Annotated in this window: 12 protein-coding genes and 2 pseudogenes; 3 read left to right on the forward strand and 11 right to left on the reverse strand. The window is 35.1% G+C overall.

All coding sequences use genetic code 11. The annotated features are described in order from the left end of the window. Window positions 1-50: 50 nt before the first annotated feature. From BBF96_RS10340 to BBF96_RS10355, 4 genes and pseudogenes are all read right to left on the reverse strand, one after another. Window positions 51-1,391, reverse strand: coding sequence for a TldD/PmbA family protein (locus tag BBF96_RS10340; protein WP_127017077.1), 1,341 nt, complete (start codon window positions 1,389-1,391; stop codon window positions 51-53). A 1-nt stretch (window position 1,392) separates the two neighbouring features. After that, a complete protein-coding gene (locus BBF96_RS10345) occupies window positions 1,393-2,793 on the reverse strand; it encodes a TldD/PmbA family protein (protein ID WP_127017078.1) in 1,401 nt (466 codons plus the stop codon). A 242-nt stretch (window positions 2,794-3,035) separates the two neighbouring features. Continuing rightward, window positions 3,036-5,707 (reverse strand): annotated as a pseudogene (polA, locus tag BBF96_RS10350) (DNA polymerase I). 816 nt (window positions 5,708-6,523) lie between these two features. Further along, the gene (locus BBF96_RS10355; protein ID WP_127017079.1) at window positions 6,524-7,411 is read right to left on the reverse strand and encodes an MFS transporter; all 888 of its coding nucleotides are present in this window, start codon (window positions 7,409-7,411) and stop codon (window positions 6,524-6,526) included. An 859-nt stretch (window positions 7,412-8,270) separates the two neighbouring features. On the opposite strand from BBF96_RS10355, the pseudogene BBF96_RS16930 reads away from it, so the two are divergent. Continuing rightward, a pseudogene (locus BBF96_RS16930) lies at window positions 8,271-8,953 on the forward strand (IS3 family transposase); the annotation flags it as partial. 269 nt (window positions 8,954-9,222) lie between these two features. Here BBF96_RS16930 and BBF96_RS10365 read toward each other — a convergent pair. The 6 genes from BBF96_RS10365 to BBF96_RS10390 form a co-directional block, all read right to left on the reverse strand. After that, entirely contained in the window at window positions 9,223-10,608 is a 1,386-nt protein-coding gene (locus BBF96_RS10365; protein WP_127017081.1) for a metallopeptidase TldD-related protein, read from the reverse strand. A 5-nt stretch (window positions 10,609-10,613) separates the two neighbouring features. Further along, entirely contained in the window at window positions 10,614-11,846 is a 1,233-nt protein-coding gene (locus tag BBF96_RS10370; RefSeq protein WP_127017082.1) for a TldD/PmbA family protein, read from the reverse strand. 15 nt (window positions 11,847-11,861) lie between these two features. Then, window positions 11,862-12,764, reverse strand: coding sequence for an ABC transporter permease (locus BBF96_RS10375; protein ID WP_164731011.1), 903 nt, complete (start codon window positions 12,762-12,764; stop codon window positions 11,862-11,864). Next, window positions 12,754-13,728, reverse strand: a complete 975-nt coding sequence (locus tag BBF96_RS10380; protein ID WP_127017084.1) for an ABC transporter ATP-binding protein — start codon at window positions 13,726-13,728, stop codon at window positions 12,754-12,756. The genes BBF96_RS10375 and BBF96_RS10380 overlap by 11 nt, the downstream gene beginning before the upstream one ends. Window positions 13,729-13,868: 140 nt before the next feature. Continuing rightward, complete coding sequence (locus BBF96_RS10385) at window positions 13,869-15,206, reverse strand: B12-binding domain-containing radical SAM protein (RefSeq protein WP_127017085.1); 1,338 nt, start codon at window positions 15,204-15,206, stop codon at window positions 13,869-13,871. Window positions 15,207-15,220: 14 nt separating this feature from the next. Then, the gene (locus tag BBF96_RS10390; RefSeq protein ID WP_164731012.1) at window positions 15,221-16,420 is read right to left on the reverse strand and encodes a DNA glycosylase AlkZ-like family protein; all 1,200 of its coding nucleotides are present in this window, start codon (window positions 16,418-16,420) and stop codon (window positions 15,221-15,223) included. A 357-nt stretch (window positions 16,421-16,777) separates the two neighbouring features. Here BBF96_RS10390 and BBF96_RS10395 point away from each other — a divergent pair, with 357 nt between their 5' ends. Together BBF96_RS10395 and BBF96_RS10400 are read left to right on the forward strand one after the other, a co-directional pair. Further along, window positions 16,778-17,176, forward strand: coding sequence for an IS110 family transposase (locus BBF96_RS10395; protein ID WP_164731013.1), 399 nt, complete (start codon window positions 16,778-16,780; stop codon window positions 17,174-17,176). 178 nt (window positions 17,177-17,354) lie between these two features. After that, on the forward strand, window positions 17,355-17,837 hold the full coding sequence (locus BBF96_RS10400) for a hypothetical protein (protein ID WP_127017088.1): 483 nt from the start codon (window positions 17,355-17,357) through the stop codon (window positions 17,835-17,837). A gap of 599 nt (window positions 17,838-18,436) precedes the next feature. Here the strand turns inward: BBF96_RS10400 and BBF96_RS10405 are convergent. Beyond that, window positions 18,437-19,675 (reverse strand): FAD-dependent oxidoreductase, encoded by a 1,239-nt coding sequence (locus BBF96_RS10405; protein ID WP_127017089.1) that lies wholly within the window; start codon window positions 19,673-19,675, stop codon window positions 18,437-18,439. Between the last annotated feature and the right edge of the window lie 2 nt (window positions 19,676-19,677).

Below are 19,677 nucleotides of genomic sequence, written 5' to 3' on the forward strand. Positions count from 1 at the left end.
ATTAGGATGGACTTAAAGGAAGTCAACTATGAATGGTAAATTCTTTAGTTTTACGTACCACTTACTGCTAATTTACGCACCAGAAATGATGGGGTTCCCATAAATCCTGTTAATGGATTAAATGTCAGATCATTACCTATCTTAATAATATCTTTTAACAGCTGACTAAAATTGCCTGCGATAGTAACTTTTCTAACTGGTTGAGCCAGTTTTCCATCTTTAATCCAGATTCCGGAAGCTCCAATGGAAAAATCGCCCGAAATAGGGTTAGCTCCACTATGTACTCCAGATAATTGCAAAACAAGAAAACCTTCTTCAATTCCAGCAATCATCTCTTCTAAACTATCATTACCCGGTTTTAAATAGAAATTGGTCGGAGAAGCTTCCGGAAAATCTCTATAACTTTTTCTTCTAGAATTACCGGTAGAAATAACACCGTCAATTCTGGCTGTATGGGAATCGTAAAGATAGTTTTTTAAGACTCCATTTTCAACTACAACAGTTTCTTTAGAAGGGATTCCCTCATCATCAAAAGGAGCAGTCATAAGTCCTTCTTTTTTAAGACCATCATCTATTAATGTAACCAATGGATTGGCAATCTCCCGGCCTAATTTACCTTTAAAGAGAGATTTACCTTTCTGAACTTTTTCTGCAAGAAAACCGGGAACAAATGGATAAAATATCATTGAACCGGAATAAGAATTAAAAAGTACCGGTACTTCCTGGGACGGGACAGGTTTACCACCAAGCATGGAAATAGCTTCTTTAGCTGCTTTTTCACCAATTATCTCAGGATTTAGATCACTAAAACCTTTCCCAAAGCCAATCCCTATTCCTGTCTGGTTATGACCATCCTCTCTGGCAAGAGCAAAAAGATAGGCCACAACCTGGGTTTTACGATATTTAAGATTTAATCCCTTAGAATTGATAAGATGGATTTCTATATCTTTATCCTGATAGGTCACCGATGGAACCATGACAATCCGCGGATCATAATCCAATGCAGCTTTTTCAATGGCAACTGCTAAATTTATTTTTTCATCAATCTCTATGTCAAAAAGCCCTGGATCGTAAATATCTACTTCCGGGTATTGGCTGAAGAGTTCTGGAAGCTTTCTTTTTTCTGTTGTATCTCCCATCAAACCGGCATTGGCAATAGCTTCACTAATAACTTTCTTAAGCCCCTCATCATTGAAATTAGAAGTATAGGCAAAACCCATCCTTCCATCAATAAAGGCTCTGACTCCTATACCCTGACCTTTAGAAGAAAGGAGTGATTCTACTTCACCTTTAAAGATCTGTATCTGATCTGATTTAATCTGTTGAAGGTATATCTCTATTTCCTGAGCACCCTGACCCAGACCAAAATCAATTAACTTTTCGAAATTCATCTCACTTCTCCCCCTTTCTCTCGGTTCCACCAACCGTAATATCACTGATTAAAAGTGTAGGCTGACCAACAGCAGCATTGACAGACTGAAACTGTTTACCACACATACCGGGTTCAAAATCCAAATTATCAGCTATCATCTCAATTTTATGTAATACCTCAGGGCCATTACCGACTAAAGTCGCACCCCGGACCGGCTCTGTAATCTGTCCATTTTCAATCAGATAACCCTCTCTTACGGCAAAAACAAAATCACCAGTGGAAGTATTCACCTGACCACCACCTAAAGCTTTAGCAAAAAGACCCCTCTGGACATTTTTAAAGAGTTCCTCATATTTACTTTCACCATTGGCGATAAAAGTATTGGTCATTCGAGGAATCGGTAAATGACGGTAGGACATGCGGCGTCCGTTACCTGTAGATCTTAAACGACCAGCTTTTTTAGCATTTACCCGATCCCACATATATTCTCTTAAAATTCCATTCTCAATCAGGACGGTACGCTGTGCAGGGGTTCCTTCATCATCAATATTATAAGATCCCCACTCATTTGGTATAGTAGGATCATCAATGGCAGTTACAATGGATGATGCTACCTTTTGGCCCACCTTTCCAGCAAAAACCGATGAACCTTTAACTATAGCGTCTGCTTCTAAACCATGACCACAGGCTTCATGGAAGAGAACTCCACCAAAACCATTATTGATAATCACATCCATTTTTCCTGACGGCGCAGGTCTGGCATTTAACATGGTTATAGCCTGTTCACCCGCAGTACGCGCTAAAATCTCTGGGTCATATAAATCAAAGAGTTCAATACCCATAGCCTTACCTTTAGAGACTGAACCGGTTTGAATTAAATCTCCTCGTTGGGCTACAGTACTTACGGTAAAACGGATAAACACCTGTTCATCTTCAACCCAGAGTCCCTCACTATTAGCAATCATAATTTTCCGGAACTGATCCATAAAACTGATAGTAACCTGTTTTATCAGATCCGAAACCCGCGCTGCCTCGTCAGCTTTCATGATAATCTCTACTTTGGCATTTTTGTTATACCCAGTAGGTTCAATCTTAACCGGATGAAGGTTGGGGACAGATTTACGGGTCAGATCAATGACAATCACATCTTTACCCGAACCTTTAGCAGCTGCCGCTGCACTCCGGGCAGCTTCCATTAACTCCTTCGGACTTAAATCATCAGTAAAAGCATAAGATACTTTTTCCCCATAAATAACCCGGATACCTACCCCCATATCAAAACCGCTCTTTACCTTTTCTATTACTCCACCTTCAGCAACAATATTATTTGTACGCTTATCTTCAAAAAATATTTCAGCAAAATCACCTCCATACTCCAGGGCTTTTTTAAGTACCTTTTCCATTAACTCTTTATCCAGCATTGTTCACTCCTCCTCAAATTTTGATTAAACTGCAAAAAGCAAATTTTTCACTTCAAAAGAAATTTTTCGAACCATCTAAAGTTCGATTTCAGTCGAAATAAGATACACTAATCAATGGGCCCTCCTGGCCCTTGATTAGCTCATCAATCCTCATATGAGGCCTTATTTCGACTGAAATCTCACTAAGATGGTTTAACAAAAAATTTCTATGACACTCAAAATTAGCTTTTTGCAGTAAATATTTATGAAATAGGTGATTGATCACGCCAGTTTTGACCAATTTCAATATCAACAATCAGTGGTACAGATAATTTATATGCCCCTTCCATTTCTGATCGTACAAGTTGGATGATCTGATCTAATTCATCTTTATAGACTTCCAATACCAGTTCGTCATGAACCTGTAGGAGTAATCTGGAGCGATATCCACCCTTTTTCAAAGCCTGATAAACTTTATTCATAGCAATCTTCATTATATCAGCGGCAGTTCCCTGAATAGGTGTATTAATAGCCATCCGTTCAGCAAAACTTCGCCTATGGTAATTACGACTATTAATGTCAGGGAGATAGCGGCGGCGTTTTTCTAAAGTGGTTACATACCCCTGTTTTTTAGCCAGTTGAATGGTAGAATCAATATATTCTTTTACCCCCGATACCGGGTAAAGTATTTTAAAATATATTCTTCTGCTTCCTTACGCGGAATTCCTAGATCTTTCGAGAGGCCATAGGGACTTAAACCATAGGCAATACCAAAATTGATGGCCTTTGCACGTCGGCGAAGCTCTTTATCCACTTTTTCAGGCGGTATATCAAAGACCTCAGCAGCGGTTCTTGTATGAATATCTGCATTTTCATTAAATGCCTCGATCAACCCAGGATCTTTAGAAATATGAGCCAGAATCCTCAACTCCACCTGTGAATAGTCAGCAGTAAGGAGAAGGGTTTCTTCTTCACCTGCCACAAAAGCTGCCCTGATCTTACGCCCTTCCTCTGTTCTTATGGGAATATTTTGCAAATTGGGTTCAGTACTGCTTAATCTACCTGTTGCAGTCACAGTCTGGTTGAAATAGGTATGAATTCGCCCTGTCTCAGGATGAACCATTGGTGGAAGAGCATCTACATAGGTAGATTTCAATTTTGTTAATTCCCGATATTCCTGAATCAGACGAATAATACCTGTGGTATCATGATTTTTTAATTCATCTAAAACTTCAGCATCAGTTGAATAACCGGTCTTTGTCTTTTTAATTACTGGCAGTCCAAGTTTTTCAAAAAGAACCTCTCCTAATTGTTTGGGTGAATTAATATTAAATTCATAATCTGCAATCTCATAGATCTCCTCAGCTATCTGATCAATTCTCTGACCAAACTCTTCAGACAATTGATGGAGATACTCTTCATCCACATCTATTCCATTAAACTCCATTTCCGCTAGTACTTCTTCTAAGGGAATTTCTATATCATTGAAAAGATGGGTCAGCTCATTTTCCTCTAACCTTGCAGTCAGTACTTCTTCCAACCGTTCCAGCAGTTCTACACGCATGGCAGCATATCCTATAGCATCATCTTCTTCAGGAAGGGTAATCATTAAATGCTCACTGACAATCTCCTTCCAGGTAGGATTTTTCTCTGAGGGTCTAAGAAGATATACCGCCAGATCTGGGTCAAATTTTAACCCCTTAAGTTCCACTCCATATCTGCGCAGGGCCACCATTTTACACTTAGCCTGATAGAGTGACTTGGAAATATTTTCATCAGAGAGGAGATTCTTTAAAAGATCGGGAATCTGATTATCAAAAAGATCAAGAGGTATATAATAGGTATCTTCCCCATCCCCTTTTAAGATAAGACCCAAAATTTCAGCACGCATGGGGTCTTCTTCTGAAAGAATAAGATCCAGCTTTATTTTTTTCTTTGAAAAAGTATCTACAATCTTTTTAAGTTCTTTTTCATCAGAGATGGTCTGGTATTCAGCCTTAATTGGCTCAATCTCCTTTTTTAAGGTAATTTCATTCATCAAACTGCGAAACTCCAACTTTGCAAAGATTTCTAAAACTCTCTTTTGGTCTACTTCTCCCATTTTACAACTATCAAAATCGATCTCAATGGGAACATCGGTAATAATAGTAGCCAATCGTTTGCTCAAGACAGCATCTTCTTTGTGTTTCGTAAGGTTCTCTTTTCGTTTTTTCCCACTGACCTTATCAATGTTGGCCAATACCTCTTCTAATGAACCGAATTCTTTAATTAGAGCAATAGCTGTCTTTTCGCCAATTCCCGGAACTCCTGGAATATTATCTGATTTATCACCTGTCAATGCCTTAATATCAATTAGTTGTTCAGGTTCCACTTGATATTTTTTACGAACATTTTCCAGAGTGTAATCTTCAATCTCAGTTATACCTTTTTTGTTATACATTACCCGAATATTTTCCGACACAAGCTGTAGGGCATCACGGTCCCCTGTCACAATGGTTACAGAATGGCCCTGTTTTTCTCCTTCCTTAGCTAGAGTTCCCAAAATATCATCAGCTTCATATCCTTCAATTTCATAAATTGGAATATCAAAAGCACGTAATATTTCTTTTACCATTTCAAATTGTGGGATTAATTCATCAGGTGTTTTTTCCCGATGACCTTTGTAATCGGCAAATTCTTTGTGACGAAATGTCGGAGCTTTTAAGTCAAAAGCAACTGCAAGAAAATCAGGTTTTTCCTCTTTGATTAGCTTTAGCAACATCTTTGTAAAACCAAATACTGCATTGGTCGGCTTTCCATCTGAAGTACTCATTGGAGGCAATGCATAAAACGCACGATGGGTTAAACTGTTCCCATCCAATAAAAACAGACGTTTTCTTTGTTGAGCCATTATTATTAGTTCCTCCTTCAAAATTACTATGGTTATAATAACCATAATTAAAATAATTCATGAACAAAGTTAAAAACCCTTCATTTTTTTTTCTGTTTTTAGGTTTATCTTAGTCTAACCATTTATACTTTTTTATAAAATGAGGCTTTATTATCAACATTTTCAGAAATAAAAGAAAGACTTCACCCCTATTATGTCGCATATATTGATGACCAAACTAAAAACCGACAGGGGTGAAGTCACAAAAGATTTTACGATTTTGAAGGAATACCAATGTGCAGAGGTAGATATAAAATGGTATATTAGATCAATGATTTTACTGCAAAAAGCTAATTTTTCGCTTCAAAAGAAATTTTTCGAATCATCTAAAGCTCGATTTCCGCCGAAATAAGGCTTCCTAATCCAAGGGCCCTCCTGGCCCTTGATTAGCTCATCATCTCCTCTAATGAGGCCTTATTTTGTCGGAAATCTCGCTAAGATGATTTGGCAAAAAATTTCTATGCTTCTTAAAATTAGCTTTTTAGCTTTTTGTAATACAGTTATTACCTTTTTTGGCTAAAAATTGATAGATTAAAAATACTGTAAAAAAGCCAAAAACGAAAGACTAAAAGGAATAAAAAACCCATATCGATTGACCAAAACACCAGATAAGAGAGGAATACCCATTCCAATCAATTTTTCCAAAGAACTAACACTCCCAAAAAACTTCCCCCTTTTCTCACGAGGAACTAATTTCATCAGAAATGAATAATGATGCAGGAACCAGACTGTATTGCCAATCGAATAAAAAATGAAAGCAGCAATGATCATCCAATAACTTTTAGCCAGACTCATTAAACCTGCAAATAATACAATCCCATATTATTGGGCAATTCTAACCTCAGAAATTTTTGACCCTAAATTTTTACTATATAACCCGGTAAAAATTACAACCAGAGATGAAACAATCTTTAAAACCAAAACATCCATGACTGTTCCCTGCATTTTATCTAAAATGTAGTAACTTGTCACTAACATTGAAGCAAAATTAAGTCCAACAAAAATTAAAATTTGTGCTAAGGCCACTAAATATAATTCGCGCGGGAAATTAATTGCAGCCTTATGTTTTGTAATCTCTATCAGTTCAACCCATTTCAAAAATTTATATGGAATCAATGCAACAAATAAAAATCCGATACCACAAATCAAAAAAACAACTCGAAAAGCAAAAATCGAAGTAAATTTATATGTCAATAAATAACCTATAAAAGAATAAAAAATCAAAGTAAAAACTTCCGGTGTAATCAGATGATATGTATAAATTAAACTTTGCTTATCCTTTGAAAAAATTTCATTTTCATAAACCTTATAAACAGGATTCAGTATATTTGTAATCCTACCAGCTATTGATCCCAACACAAAATGAAAGGGAGTAGATGCCAAACTATAAATTAATGGAGGTAAACTTTCTGTAAGCCAATCCAGACTCATTCCTATATTGGGAGATATTTTGTCCAAAAATCTGCTCAAGATAAATGTTAATATTACATCAACTAATGCTGTGATACTAAAAATTGCTCCCGCAGTTATTATATTAATGCCTAATTTATTCATGAATATTGGTAGGAGTACTGTATAGATTAATAAAATTCCGCCAAACCAATGCATAACCATGTATTTAATTATAGAATTATCAAGAGCTAAAAATTCCGTCAGCGGAATAGTTATCAATTCTGTATAATTAATTACCTTTTTTACTATTGCTTTCATGCAACATACCTCCAGTATGTGTCTATTTCTTATAACTTTTCTTTAAAGTGGACTTTCTGCGAACCTAAATAAACTATTTTACCTTCACGCTCTTTTATCATAGTTCCATTTTGTTAAGCAAGTTGCGTTTTATGATAAAGTCAACGTTAGTTTCAGGTTTTAAACAAATCTTTCTATTTTCAATGCTATCATAGCCCAAATCCATACTAACCAGCAGGGGGAGTGAAATAACTTTTTTAACACGGTGAATAGCATTAGCCAGAAATTCGGTAGTACCATTTTGAAAGTGATCCTTTCAAGAACACAACTCTACAAATATAAGATCAAAAAAGCTATGAAGGACCGTAACGCTAGATATATGTTATTAGGTATTATGGAGATTGATGATACTTTTTTGGGAGTCCCATCTAGAGCGGTAAACATGGTCGTGAAACAGAAAAAACTAAAGTTATATGTACTATATTCCTTTATGAAGAAGGCCGCCCTAAGTATTTGAAAATGGCTGAGAATTCCCAGTTTCTCAAATGACTGCATACTGTATTGGTAATGCCAGTGCTTTTATAGAAGGTACTTATCATGAATTAGGCAGAAAGCATCTTCAGTCTTATTGGAAGAATTCTTGTTATCGTTTTAATCCTCGCTGGATGCAGAACTGACTGTTTGACAGGCTTCTAGTAGCAGGCACTTCAACTCCTACGATTACCTATGCTGAATTAACTGCATAGCCATAAAAATTATTAAGAATCCGAAATAAATATATTTTCCTTAATAATACTTCTATTTTCGCCCGTTTTTTCCCTTTTTTAATCTTACAAATTACGGATTCAAGTACTTAGAATGATATGCTAAAAAACTTCTTGTTCTTGCTGAAAAAGAATTAGAACTAGCAATTTTTTTAGAGAACTTAGAGACAAGGTAAACCCTCAATAATATATAGAGAAATAGATAGAACCTGGATATAAGACCAGCCTGGTTTTAAGCTTTATCGGCTTATCTTCATCTACATATTATGAGAACATAGCAAGAAAACCAGAAAAACAGGTTGGTATTAGAAAACCTTCAGGAAGACCAATTCCTGGTTACTCCTTTACCAGTAAAGGTGTAAAAATCTCTGATGAGCAAATTAAGAAATGATTATGTAAGTTGGTTGCTGAAGATATGTTTCCTTATGGATATCGCAAACTGACGGTATGTCTTCAGAAAGACTATGATCTTCAAATTAATCACAAAAAGGTTTATAGGTTATGTAAATAGTTGAATATCTTGAGGCAACAGAGGAAAATTAAACAAAAACATCCTCGTCGATTAGCAAAAAAAGAAAAAATACATTCACCAAATCAACTATGGGAAATGGATATAAAATATGGATATATTTGTAAAAATGATCAATTTTCTTTCAACTATCACTAATAGACGTTTTCGACTGTTCAATAATAGATTATCATTTGGGATTATCTTGTAAAGCAAAATATGCTTGTAGAGTTCTAAAAAAATGCATTAAGAAAAAGGTGTATAGTAAAAGGAATGGACATGCCAAAATTATCTAAACCATCCCTTCTTAAAAATTTATTATTTCAACTAAAATAAGTAAAAATCCTCCTATTAAAAGAAAACCATAATTATCATATCATACTTTATAATATTATTAACTATTTAAAGTCAATTTCCACTGATATGGCAACCAAACGGAGTCTCTTATCTCCTCTCCTCATTCCCAAATCAAAATAGGCTTCGGATCAAAACCCAGCTATTTGGCAACTTAATACCTCATCATTATGCTCTCATAATAAAATCCAGCTTAAAGTTTACTTTTATTTTGTAATATTAATATTTTCTAAAACCAAAGCAGGAGTTACAACAACCCTTTTCTCTGAAACAACCTGTGAGTCACCCCATGACCCACAAACATTTTTTAATATATCAGGTATATTTAGTGTTACAAAAACAGTTCCAACATTGTAATTTAACCCATTATTAAAATCTGCTATCTGTTCAGGTAATATAACCTGAGCAGTCACATGAAAAATACCTCCACCAACATTAATCGTCCTTAACCCACCAAAATTTAAAATTATCAATTGGGTTTTAAAATCATCAAGTTTTACAGATGGAGCAACAACTTTTAAAACTGTCGCTTGTGGAGAGGGAATACTCCATGGAAAAATACGGTGTGCACGTCCTCCTCTATATTGCATATTAGGATTTCTGACATCACTTGTAGCAAGATTATCAAGAGTATTTAATAACACACCGTCTTTAATTAAACTAAGTATACTCATCGGGACCCCTTCCATATCATATTTCCCACTATCTGGTAATAAAGAATCCGGGGAATCATATAAACTAAAAGCAGAAGATGCTACTTTTTTACTAATCTTATTAGAAAACATAGACATATTTGTCTGAATCAACTCACCAGATAATGCCCGTCCAATCATAACTATTAGCTTGGCAACTGCTTGAGGTTGGAGAAGTACAGTTACCATACCTGTAGGCAAAGAATCTAAATTATTTACCAGACAACATCTTTTTGCTGCTTTTTTTACAACTGATAATGGGTTAGGAGGATTACCTATAGTTCCTCTGATCATAGCCACACCTGTCCGAGCTGGTTCTCTTAAAACCTGACATAAAAGTATTACTTCACTTCGCCAATCTTTTACCAGAACCCCACAGGAATTGACTATCCAAAATCTTATTATTTGAAGAAAACATTCTGCCTGAAGCACTTTTCCCTCATCTTTTGCTATAGAGTATAATTCTAAAGCTTTAGTAGAAGTTAGATCTTTAATTGCCTGCTCATCTTGAAACAACTCATTTAACATTCTATTCCTTTCATTATCCAACTCGCTTTCGGCTAAAGGTATTAATTTAGCTGGAAAAAACGGAAATTCTGAACCCAGTAATGTTGCTGCCTGGACAGCATTTTTAGTAGCATTTATTACCATTTCATTCCAACTATTTCCAACACCACATGCAGCAAACCCTACACGCTTTTTTTTAGAAAGCCAAGAACGTACTGCTACAAAACGATCAATACCGCTTACTTGATTTATTACTACACCTTTAGCCACTCGGGCCTTTAATGATATCTTCTCCTGTAAATAAACCTCCACATCCCCTGCAACAAATTTTTTTGCATCTAATAAGACTGATGGCAGATTAACCTCCCCATCTCCAAAATAAACTTTATTCATTATTATCACCCCATTTTAAGATTCTTTACAAACAAACTAGGACAAACTATTCCAACAGGTACTACCTGATCACCTTTTCCACAGGGATGTGAAGTTACATAAAGATCGTCACATACTGCCTCAATGTTTTTTAATGCAGATGTTGTAAAACCAGTAATAGTAAATGGTGCAATTGGATAAGCTATTTTTCCATTTCTGATTAGATAAACCTCCGAAACTGCTAAAGAAAACTTACCTGTTACTATGTTCACTTTACCACTTCTTATCCGTGAGATAAACACCCCTTTCTTTATATCTGATATTACATCATCTAACTTGGAGGTCCCGGGTGATACCATTGAAATTCGTATTCTAGGAAGAGAAGGATAACGATAATCATGCCTTCGTCCATTTCCACCTGCTTTTTTTCCCAGAAGCTTTGCTCTACGAAAATCATACAAACCTCCAGACAAAATTCCCTGAGAAATTAACGGTATCGGAATACATTCAGTTCCTTCATCATCAACCTTTAATGAAAGTGCACATCCTGGATAATTACTTATATCTGCTAGACTGAATATACTATTAGCTACATATTCTCCCTCATGAATATTGGAAAAAACACTGGCCCCCCCAAGCAATGCATCTGCTTCAAAATGGTGACTGCATGCTTCATGGATAAAAAAGGCGGCTGCTTCACGGGAAAAAAGAACATTCTCAGTAGATATATCTGGATAATATTTAGCACCAACCATTTGACAACAACCTTCCAGAGCATATCGAAGGTAGTCCAACAATTGTTGACTAAACTCTTTTCTAGAGTAGGGAAGATTAAATACTTCATCCAAACTATACTCTGACTTTTTTCGTTGTATCCGAAGTCTTAATCTTATAGTTGAGTAAACCCGCCTATCAGTCTTATTTCCATTCTCAACCCGTTTAATTTTAACAAATTGATCTGTGTACCAAACATTTAAATTCAAATATAATCGTGAATTTCTTCCCATTAGGGAACTAATTTCTTTTTGAGCAATAGTAAGTATTTCAATAGTCTGATTCACCCAATCAGTAAAAGATATTAAGCTTTTAAATTCAGAATCAATCGACTGAAAATAATATTTTTCATAACAATTACTATAAATTCTTATCCCTTTACCACTTTGCTGCATATTATCCCCAAATTCAAATTTATTATTAATCAGAGATAGACCATAAATAGTTTTATACTCGGTAAATATTTCTTTATAAAAATTATTCATTTAACTCACTACTCCTTAATAATGTCCAAGTGTACCATCACGTAATGCTTTACGATATCCCATATTTAAAACCAATATTCCAAGAGGAATGAATAAAACTGATATAACCAACAGTGTGGCTACATCTTTCAATACAGGTATTGACCATAGGGATTCTCCATTGAGTAAAATATGCCGTAAAGCATCAAGCGAATATGTCAGAGGTAACATAAAGGCTATTATACGTAAACCAATAGGCAAAATTGCTATTGGATAAAACATTCCACATAAAAGACGACTAATCCAATCAAAAACGGTAGCTGCAGGATTTGCGGCCTTAGTTACAAGTATTGCTCCCATCGATGCAAGACCAAAACCTAAATGAGATGTCACAAGCAAACATGAAACAACAATCGTAGAAAGTACAGTAGTTAAATTTAATACAGGACGAAAACCAAGCAATAACATACCTGTTCCTAAAGTTAAAATCACATAAAACCAAGAGTAACAGAAATAGCAAGAATAATTTCCTAAAGCATAAGTTATTGGATTTATTGGAGTAACCAAAACCGCTTCAACTGTTCCCCAATTCTGTTCACGTCTGGTATTCCAGTCAATAGCCATAAATATCTCATATACAAAATGTTGAAAACTAATACCTACAATAACAAAAGAAAAATAACCTCCTGAAAAACCTCCTACATTTTTATTACTTATCAAGCTATCTAAAAAAAAGTATGTAAGTATTGGAAGAAAAATTTGAATAAAATCTAGAAGGACCAGGGAACCATAACCTGTCCATATTTTAAATTCTTTTAGAAAAAATCTTTTTATAATATAAAGCACACCTACAGGTTCATAAGTTTCTTTCAAAGAATTTATAACTTCATTTACTCCAGTAATATTAGGAGTAATATTAGGTGTAACCTTATGATGCACAAAGATCCCCCCATCCCATTGTAATTTTTAAGACATCCTCAAGACCACATTCTTCAGGCCAGATCCCTACCAGTTCTTCTTTACCAAACTTTTCGATTATCTGTGATATGGCACTTGATGCATCAGGTACTAATAACTTAAATGATACTATATCATCTGAATTATCAGAATTTGTAATCTCTTCTTGAATATCAAGAATATATGGTAATGGTCTTATTTGTTTTTTAAAATGAACTGAATCCCCTTTCAGTTTAATTTTAACAACCTCTGTTTTTCTTATTTGACGATTGAGCTCACTTATTGAACCTTCCAGCAGTATTTTCCCTTTATGAATAATGGAAACTTTTTGGCATAATTCTTCTATTTCTTTTAAATGATGTGAGGTATAAAGAATAGTAGTACCAAGTTCTTCATTTATTCCTTTAAGCAGAATATAAATATCCTGTGCTGAAAAATAATCTATACCTGATGTTGGTTCATCCAATAACAGAACATCAGGATTATGAATTAAGGCTTTTGCCAAACGAAGTTTTGCCTTCATACCAGTAGAAAAATCCTTAACTAATTTTTTTCTCGATTTTTCAAGACCAAAAAACCCGAGTAATGCGTTAATTCTCCTGTAAGCCACTCTGGGTGAAACACCATATAATGAAGAGAAAAATTTTAGATTTTCCTCAGCATTTAATCTTAAATATAAACCCATATTGTCCGGATTACAAAAACCCAAAATACGACGTACAGCTTTAGGATTTTTGGTTATATCAATTCCATTTATCCTTACTTGTCCTGAATCCAATGATAACAAACCGCAAATAATTTTGATTAAAGTTGTCTTTCCAGCTCCATTAACTCCAAGTAACCCATGAAAACTCCCTTTTTCAATCATTAAATCCACTCCAGATAATGCCTGGGTAACATTTTTTCCAGTTTCAAAACTCTTGCTAACTGCTCTAATTTCAATCATATTTAATTGAACCTCCTAATCAGTTATAAAATTACTTAATACATTTTATTATCTAAAAAAACTTTTTATCAATAGCAACACATCTCCTCATAATATATTCAAATCATTTTACTCAAGAAAGATGTAGACCATGAATAAAATTATTCTGTTAAAGGCTTAACCGATTGCCCCCGCAAATAACCTGCTTTTATGGCTTCCAAATATAAATCTACCAGTCTGGTTCTACTTATATATGGAATCTTCATAACAGGAGTCTGACCATCCCATTTTTCCATATTGGTTTCAACTATCTTTGCCCCATATTGTTTAAGCTCAGACTGTAGTCTGGTTCCGGGTAATGGAGTTGCAAATGAAAACTCCATCCATGCAAGCGGTAATTCAGTTGCAAAAGAAATGGTTTTTTGAATATGGGATTCCTTTTCCCATGGAAAACCGATAATAAAAGAACCGAAGGCCTTAATCCCTTCTTCTGCTAACATCTTCAATTTTTCCTTTACAATATTAATATCTGGATTTTTACCAATCCTTCTCAATGTATCAGGATCCCCAGATTCTAAACCCATAAAAATAGAACGACAACCAGAAGCAGCCATTTCTTTTACAAGGTTTCTGTCTAGATTTTCAACCCGCGCATCGCAGGACCAAAGTACATCTGGAACCTTTTTTCGTAAAGTTTTACAAAAACTATAGACAATATCAGGAGATCCAGTAAAAAGATTGTCTACCAGAACTATAGATGATAGAGAATATTTTTTCCATAAGTATTTAATTTCTTCTACAGTTTCCTCTATATCTCCCGGCATCCATTTACCTTCCATGAATCTTACCTGGCAAAAATAGCACTGATAAAGACATCCTCTGCTAAATTGAACTGAACCCGCAAACCTGCTACCCACCTGAATATAGTCCTCCATTCTAATTAGATGACGGGCTGGACTAAATCTTTTGGTCAATTTGGCTAAAGGACTATTTTTCTCCTTATTCATCTCTAAATGACATTGAACTGTATTAATACATTGGTCTACATAATTTTCTCGAAAAATTACATTAGGTAAAGACTCGGGGATTTTTTTTGCACCTAGACATTTATATAATTCTATTATAGGTTCTTCACCCGGACCAATTATAGCTGCATCAAAGGGAGCTTGTCCACCTACCACCTGATCAGTACAAAAACTAGCATGGTATCCACCTAAAACCACAAATACATCAGGCCTTAATGCCTTGGTTAGAGCTGCCAGTCTGGTTGAAGAGCGATAACCCGGGGTAAAACAAGAAATACCTAATAATCCTCCTGGTTCTAAATCTTTCAAAATCTCTTCAAGCCTGATTCCTGGGAAATTCATATCAACAATTTTAACTTTCGCACCTACACTTTCTAAAGCCCCACCGATATACATTAGACCAAGAGGTGGAGCAATCCACTCCGGCTTCCACTTGGTCAGTGGTGCATTTAGCAAAAGAACGTCATATCCCATTAATTTCACTCCTTCTAAAGATATATTATCTTAGACAACCCATGAAATTTAGCCAGATTTAATAAACTATTATCAAGGGCAGCACTTAAACACTTCGATTTACATTTAATTTCAGCAGATTTAACAAGAAACTGATTCTTTTTACGATCAGCTTTACAATCAACATACCCAACAAAATCACTGCCAAAGAGAATTGAAAGTTGCCATTTCATATTCTTTTTCTGAAAATACTCCATAGTAAAAGTATAATTAAATAACTTATTCAGCCATTTTCTATTTCGAACAAAATTATCTAAAGGAGAGAGTAGTGATATTTTTCGGTGATTATTATTTTTCTCAATAACCATCTGCCAATCTGGTATAACCCACCATTGACCTCGTATACCTTCGATTGAGGCTGTTGCAGCTAGTCCCTGCTTTCTATGATATTCTAAAGCTTCCTCTACCTTTTTGGAAGGAAGTCCTGTAATATAAGCAATATGACTACGGTCTGTAATACCATAAGCTTTCAATATACGTAAAACAAGCCAGCGTGTAGCCTCTTCTTCTGTCACATTCTCATTAGGCCAGGGCCCGGGTATTAAAAGATCTTTTAATCCAAAAACTGGTTGGCGAAAAGTTCCAGGCAAACGGTCAGCAACAATGACATCTCCTCGCCGTAACATACGATAAAAAGCTGATATTAATGGGGGAGCTTTTACCTTCTGGCCCGAACGAGTTCTTTTTACATAATCTTTCCATTCTTCATAGTGCCTCAAATTAGTCCATAGCTGTTCCTGTACCATTGGTCCATTCTTTGCAAAGGCCTGAACAACCATATCTTCAGCTCTTTTATCTTCACTAGTGCATTCCTTTGCCTCCCTATCTGCATCTGATCCACCCCATCGGCGTATTTGACGGGTTGCTTTACGGTAAAGTATAAATTCATCTGTTGGTACAAAAAATTTATTACGTCTCATGGCATAAACCTCAATTAACGTACGTTCATGATAAGCTGCGCGGTCAAGATCCTCTTCTTTAAATTCGGGAATTCTATTCCATAAGACTAGATAGTGATTCTGACTTACCACCGGATTGGGATCATATTGAACTCCTGCGAGAGCACGAACAACTTCTACAGGATCTTTCAACTTACTATTCTCTGATAAATGTTGACTGCAGATTGCTAAAGCTCTAGCCTCTTCTAAAGTCAGATGAAATTCCTTAGTTATCAAAGATACTCCCCCTCGTATATAATTTAAATTAAATAAAGTTCTATAGTATAAAGCCTTGTAAATCAAATGTTTTCCTATTTCTAAAAAAGTTCAAATTTTTATCCAGGCAATTTTAAACTAATCTTTACAAATTGGGGTTTATCAGGCATAATTCTCAATAGAAATCAGGGAAAATAATACTCCCCTTGTTGCATCTCTTCCAGGTGACTTCTTAATTAAGAGTGTATCCCCTCCCCTTACCGGTACTCTTAACTCACAGTTTGTTTCTTTTAATTCTAATTCTGGGGAGGTTGTTGAACTTATCAGAAATGCTGGGACCCCTAATTCAACAAAATACTTTCACGGGTGGTGATGATATTGTCTAACAAACTCTTTGTCGGTATTGATGTAAACTTAAAAGAAAACCAGTTACAATGCCTGAATGCTGATGATAATTTTATTAGCAAATCAAAACGTTTTGTTAATAATTTGCCAGATACTATAGATATGATCAACTATCTTAAATCCATCATGGACAATGAAAATTTTGAATCACTAACCATTGGCATGGAAGCTACATCTCTTTATTGGTTTCCCCTGTGCAATACTCTTAGTTCCTCAAAAGATCTTAAAGATTATTCAGTCGAAGTACTAAACTTAAATCCTGAACTTATTAGTAATTTTCGTAAGGCCTATACCGATATGGATAAAACCGACCTTAAAGATTCTTTTGTCATTGACGACCGACTCTGTTTTGGTAGACTGCCTGAATCATAAACTACTGATGTTAAGTGTCTTGCTCTACAACGTCTTACCAGATTTCGCTTTCACTTATGCCAAATGAAAACACTATTAAAAAACCACGCCAGTTCCCTTTTATTTCTGACCTTCAGTGAATGGAATCGGGTTAAACCTTTTTCTAACTAATATGTTTGGTACCACAGCCAGAAATCTATTGAAAAAATTCCACTCTGCAAAAGAACTGGCCGAAATACCTATCGAAGAACTTAAAAATTTGCTTGCTTCATCCAGCAAAAATTACTTCCGCAATATTGACCAAAAATCAATTCTGGTTAATCAAACAGCAAAATACTTATTCTCTATCCCTAACATCTTAGCTGAACAAATAAATTTTCTTATCAAAGAGGAAAACTTTACTGATGATGTTACTCCCTTGACCAGAACAGGGAATGCTTATCTTCGCTATTACTTTATTCAAGACACTCAATCTATGATAAATTATAATTCTGAATATTGTGAATACTATAAACATAAATTTAAAGAAACACCTCGCCATTCTCATAAAAGAGCACTGACACTCACTGCTCGTAAACTGGTACGTTTAGTTTCCACTCTATTATCCAAAAAACAACTCTACCCTTCGCCGGAAGAAAGAAAAGAGCGTAAACTTAAACAAAAGGAGATGACTGATAGTTAAATTCCTGAAATAGTAGCGGAAAAATCTAAAGTACAAGACATATCACAAAAAACTCAACAAAAAAAGTGAAGACACTAAGTGTTGCTGCAAAATCCGCAAGAACTCAGCTTAAGCTGGAACATACATTAATTTACGCAATCAACACGTAGGTCTTCACTTACCGTAAAAATAACATTTTTTAGGTAAGTAATCAAGACCTACTGAGAAATTTCAAACTAAACCCTATTACTCTTAACAATTGAAGTGAGTAAGGGATTTATGCTACCAATATGGTAAAATACATTAATTTAGGATATAATTGCTTTTTGTCCTCCTGACAACTGTAAACCTATGATTATAATGGGCATTACAATGGAAAGGGTAGAAACCCGAAAAGATAAATTCTATATCTCAATAACACTTTTTAACTTCGAATCACGAAGTCTATTTGGCATGCCCATTTTTCTGATATTAATTACTATAGAATTTAAAACATTTACTTTCTTTCTTGAATTCATTCAAATTACACCTTAAATTCCTTTTAATAGTACTTAATGCATTTTAGTCACTAAATATCTTGCAAACACCTATAAATTATTATCTTTCAATTTTTTGTAAATTTAAAAAATAAAATGATCTCTCTGCTGAAACGGTAATATACATAGCTCTGCCTTCAAATTCTGACCAACAACATATCGAGCTGCCATCAATCCTGCACGCTGCCCAAATGTTATAGCAGAATTAACTCCAAATGTTCCGACACAACAATCACCACAGCCAAAAACACCAGGCACTTGACATTCACCCCAGACTCCAATAATCAGAAAACCCTGCTTATATATATTAAGTTCTCCAACAATTTTCGGTAAGCGAGGTCTAAAATATGATATATCAAAAATGCTGTAATTATATACTGGTATCTTACAGTAAACTTTTTCAGTTAGAATTGTAACCTGGCTTAAAAAACCCCCTTTTACTTCCCAATCAACTACTTCCCCAATAATTGCCTCTGAAGGTGGTTGTCCAGTATAATCTGGCAATATAACAATATTCAATTCTGTAATAAATCTTTTTAAATACTCTATTAAAGGTTTCAACCCTGGCCATGCCCCATACACTGTTACCCGAGAATCTTTAAAGCGTTCAAAAGCCTTTGGGCTACGCAACATTAAAGAATCAAACACATTGGGCATACCAATAACGGATCTGTAAAATTTATCTGTCATACCAATAGCAAAAATCAAAGCATCCGTTTTAAAAGAGTTATAAGTTGAAACAATTGTAAAGCTATCTTTAGATTTAATAATTTCAACAACTTCTTCTCTAATTAAAGTTACTCCTGTATCGTTAATGACCTGCCATAACCGATCTAATAAGACATCTGAACGAAAGGCCATCCCCGGTAATAAAGACATTGTAATAGAAGGTACTGCAGTTAATAGACCTCCTGGAGCTGGGTCAAGTAAAATAACCTTTTTTGCAGAACCAGATGTTTGGATATAATTTGCCGCAGTTCCTGCGGCAATAATTCCTGCCGGGCCTGCTCCAATAACCACTACACCAATTGAATCCTCTGATAGATCAACATCACTTTTGTTATCACCCATTTTATCAGAAACTGAGGAAAATAGTTTATTTTTGAGAAAAGTGATGTCAGCCTTAACCTTATCTTCATCAACATGAAATTCTAACATTATCTGCTTGGCAATTTCTTCATCTAAAAATCCCTTTGAAGCAAGTTCAATGATTCGAGCCCCTACTTCATTTACAAAAACTTGTTTACCATTATAAAATATCCAACTACCATTTCCTTCCCTAATGAAACGAATTGTATGGTTCCAAAGATTTAACTCAGGCATTA

It is taken from the genome of Anoxybacter fermentans (assembly GCF_003991135.1).
GTDB classification, from domain to species: Bacteria; Bacillota; Halanaerobiia; order DY22613; family DY22613; genus Anoxybacter; species Anoxybacter fermentans.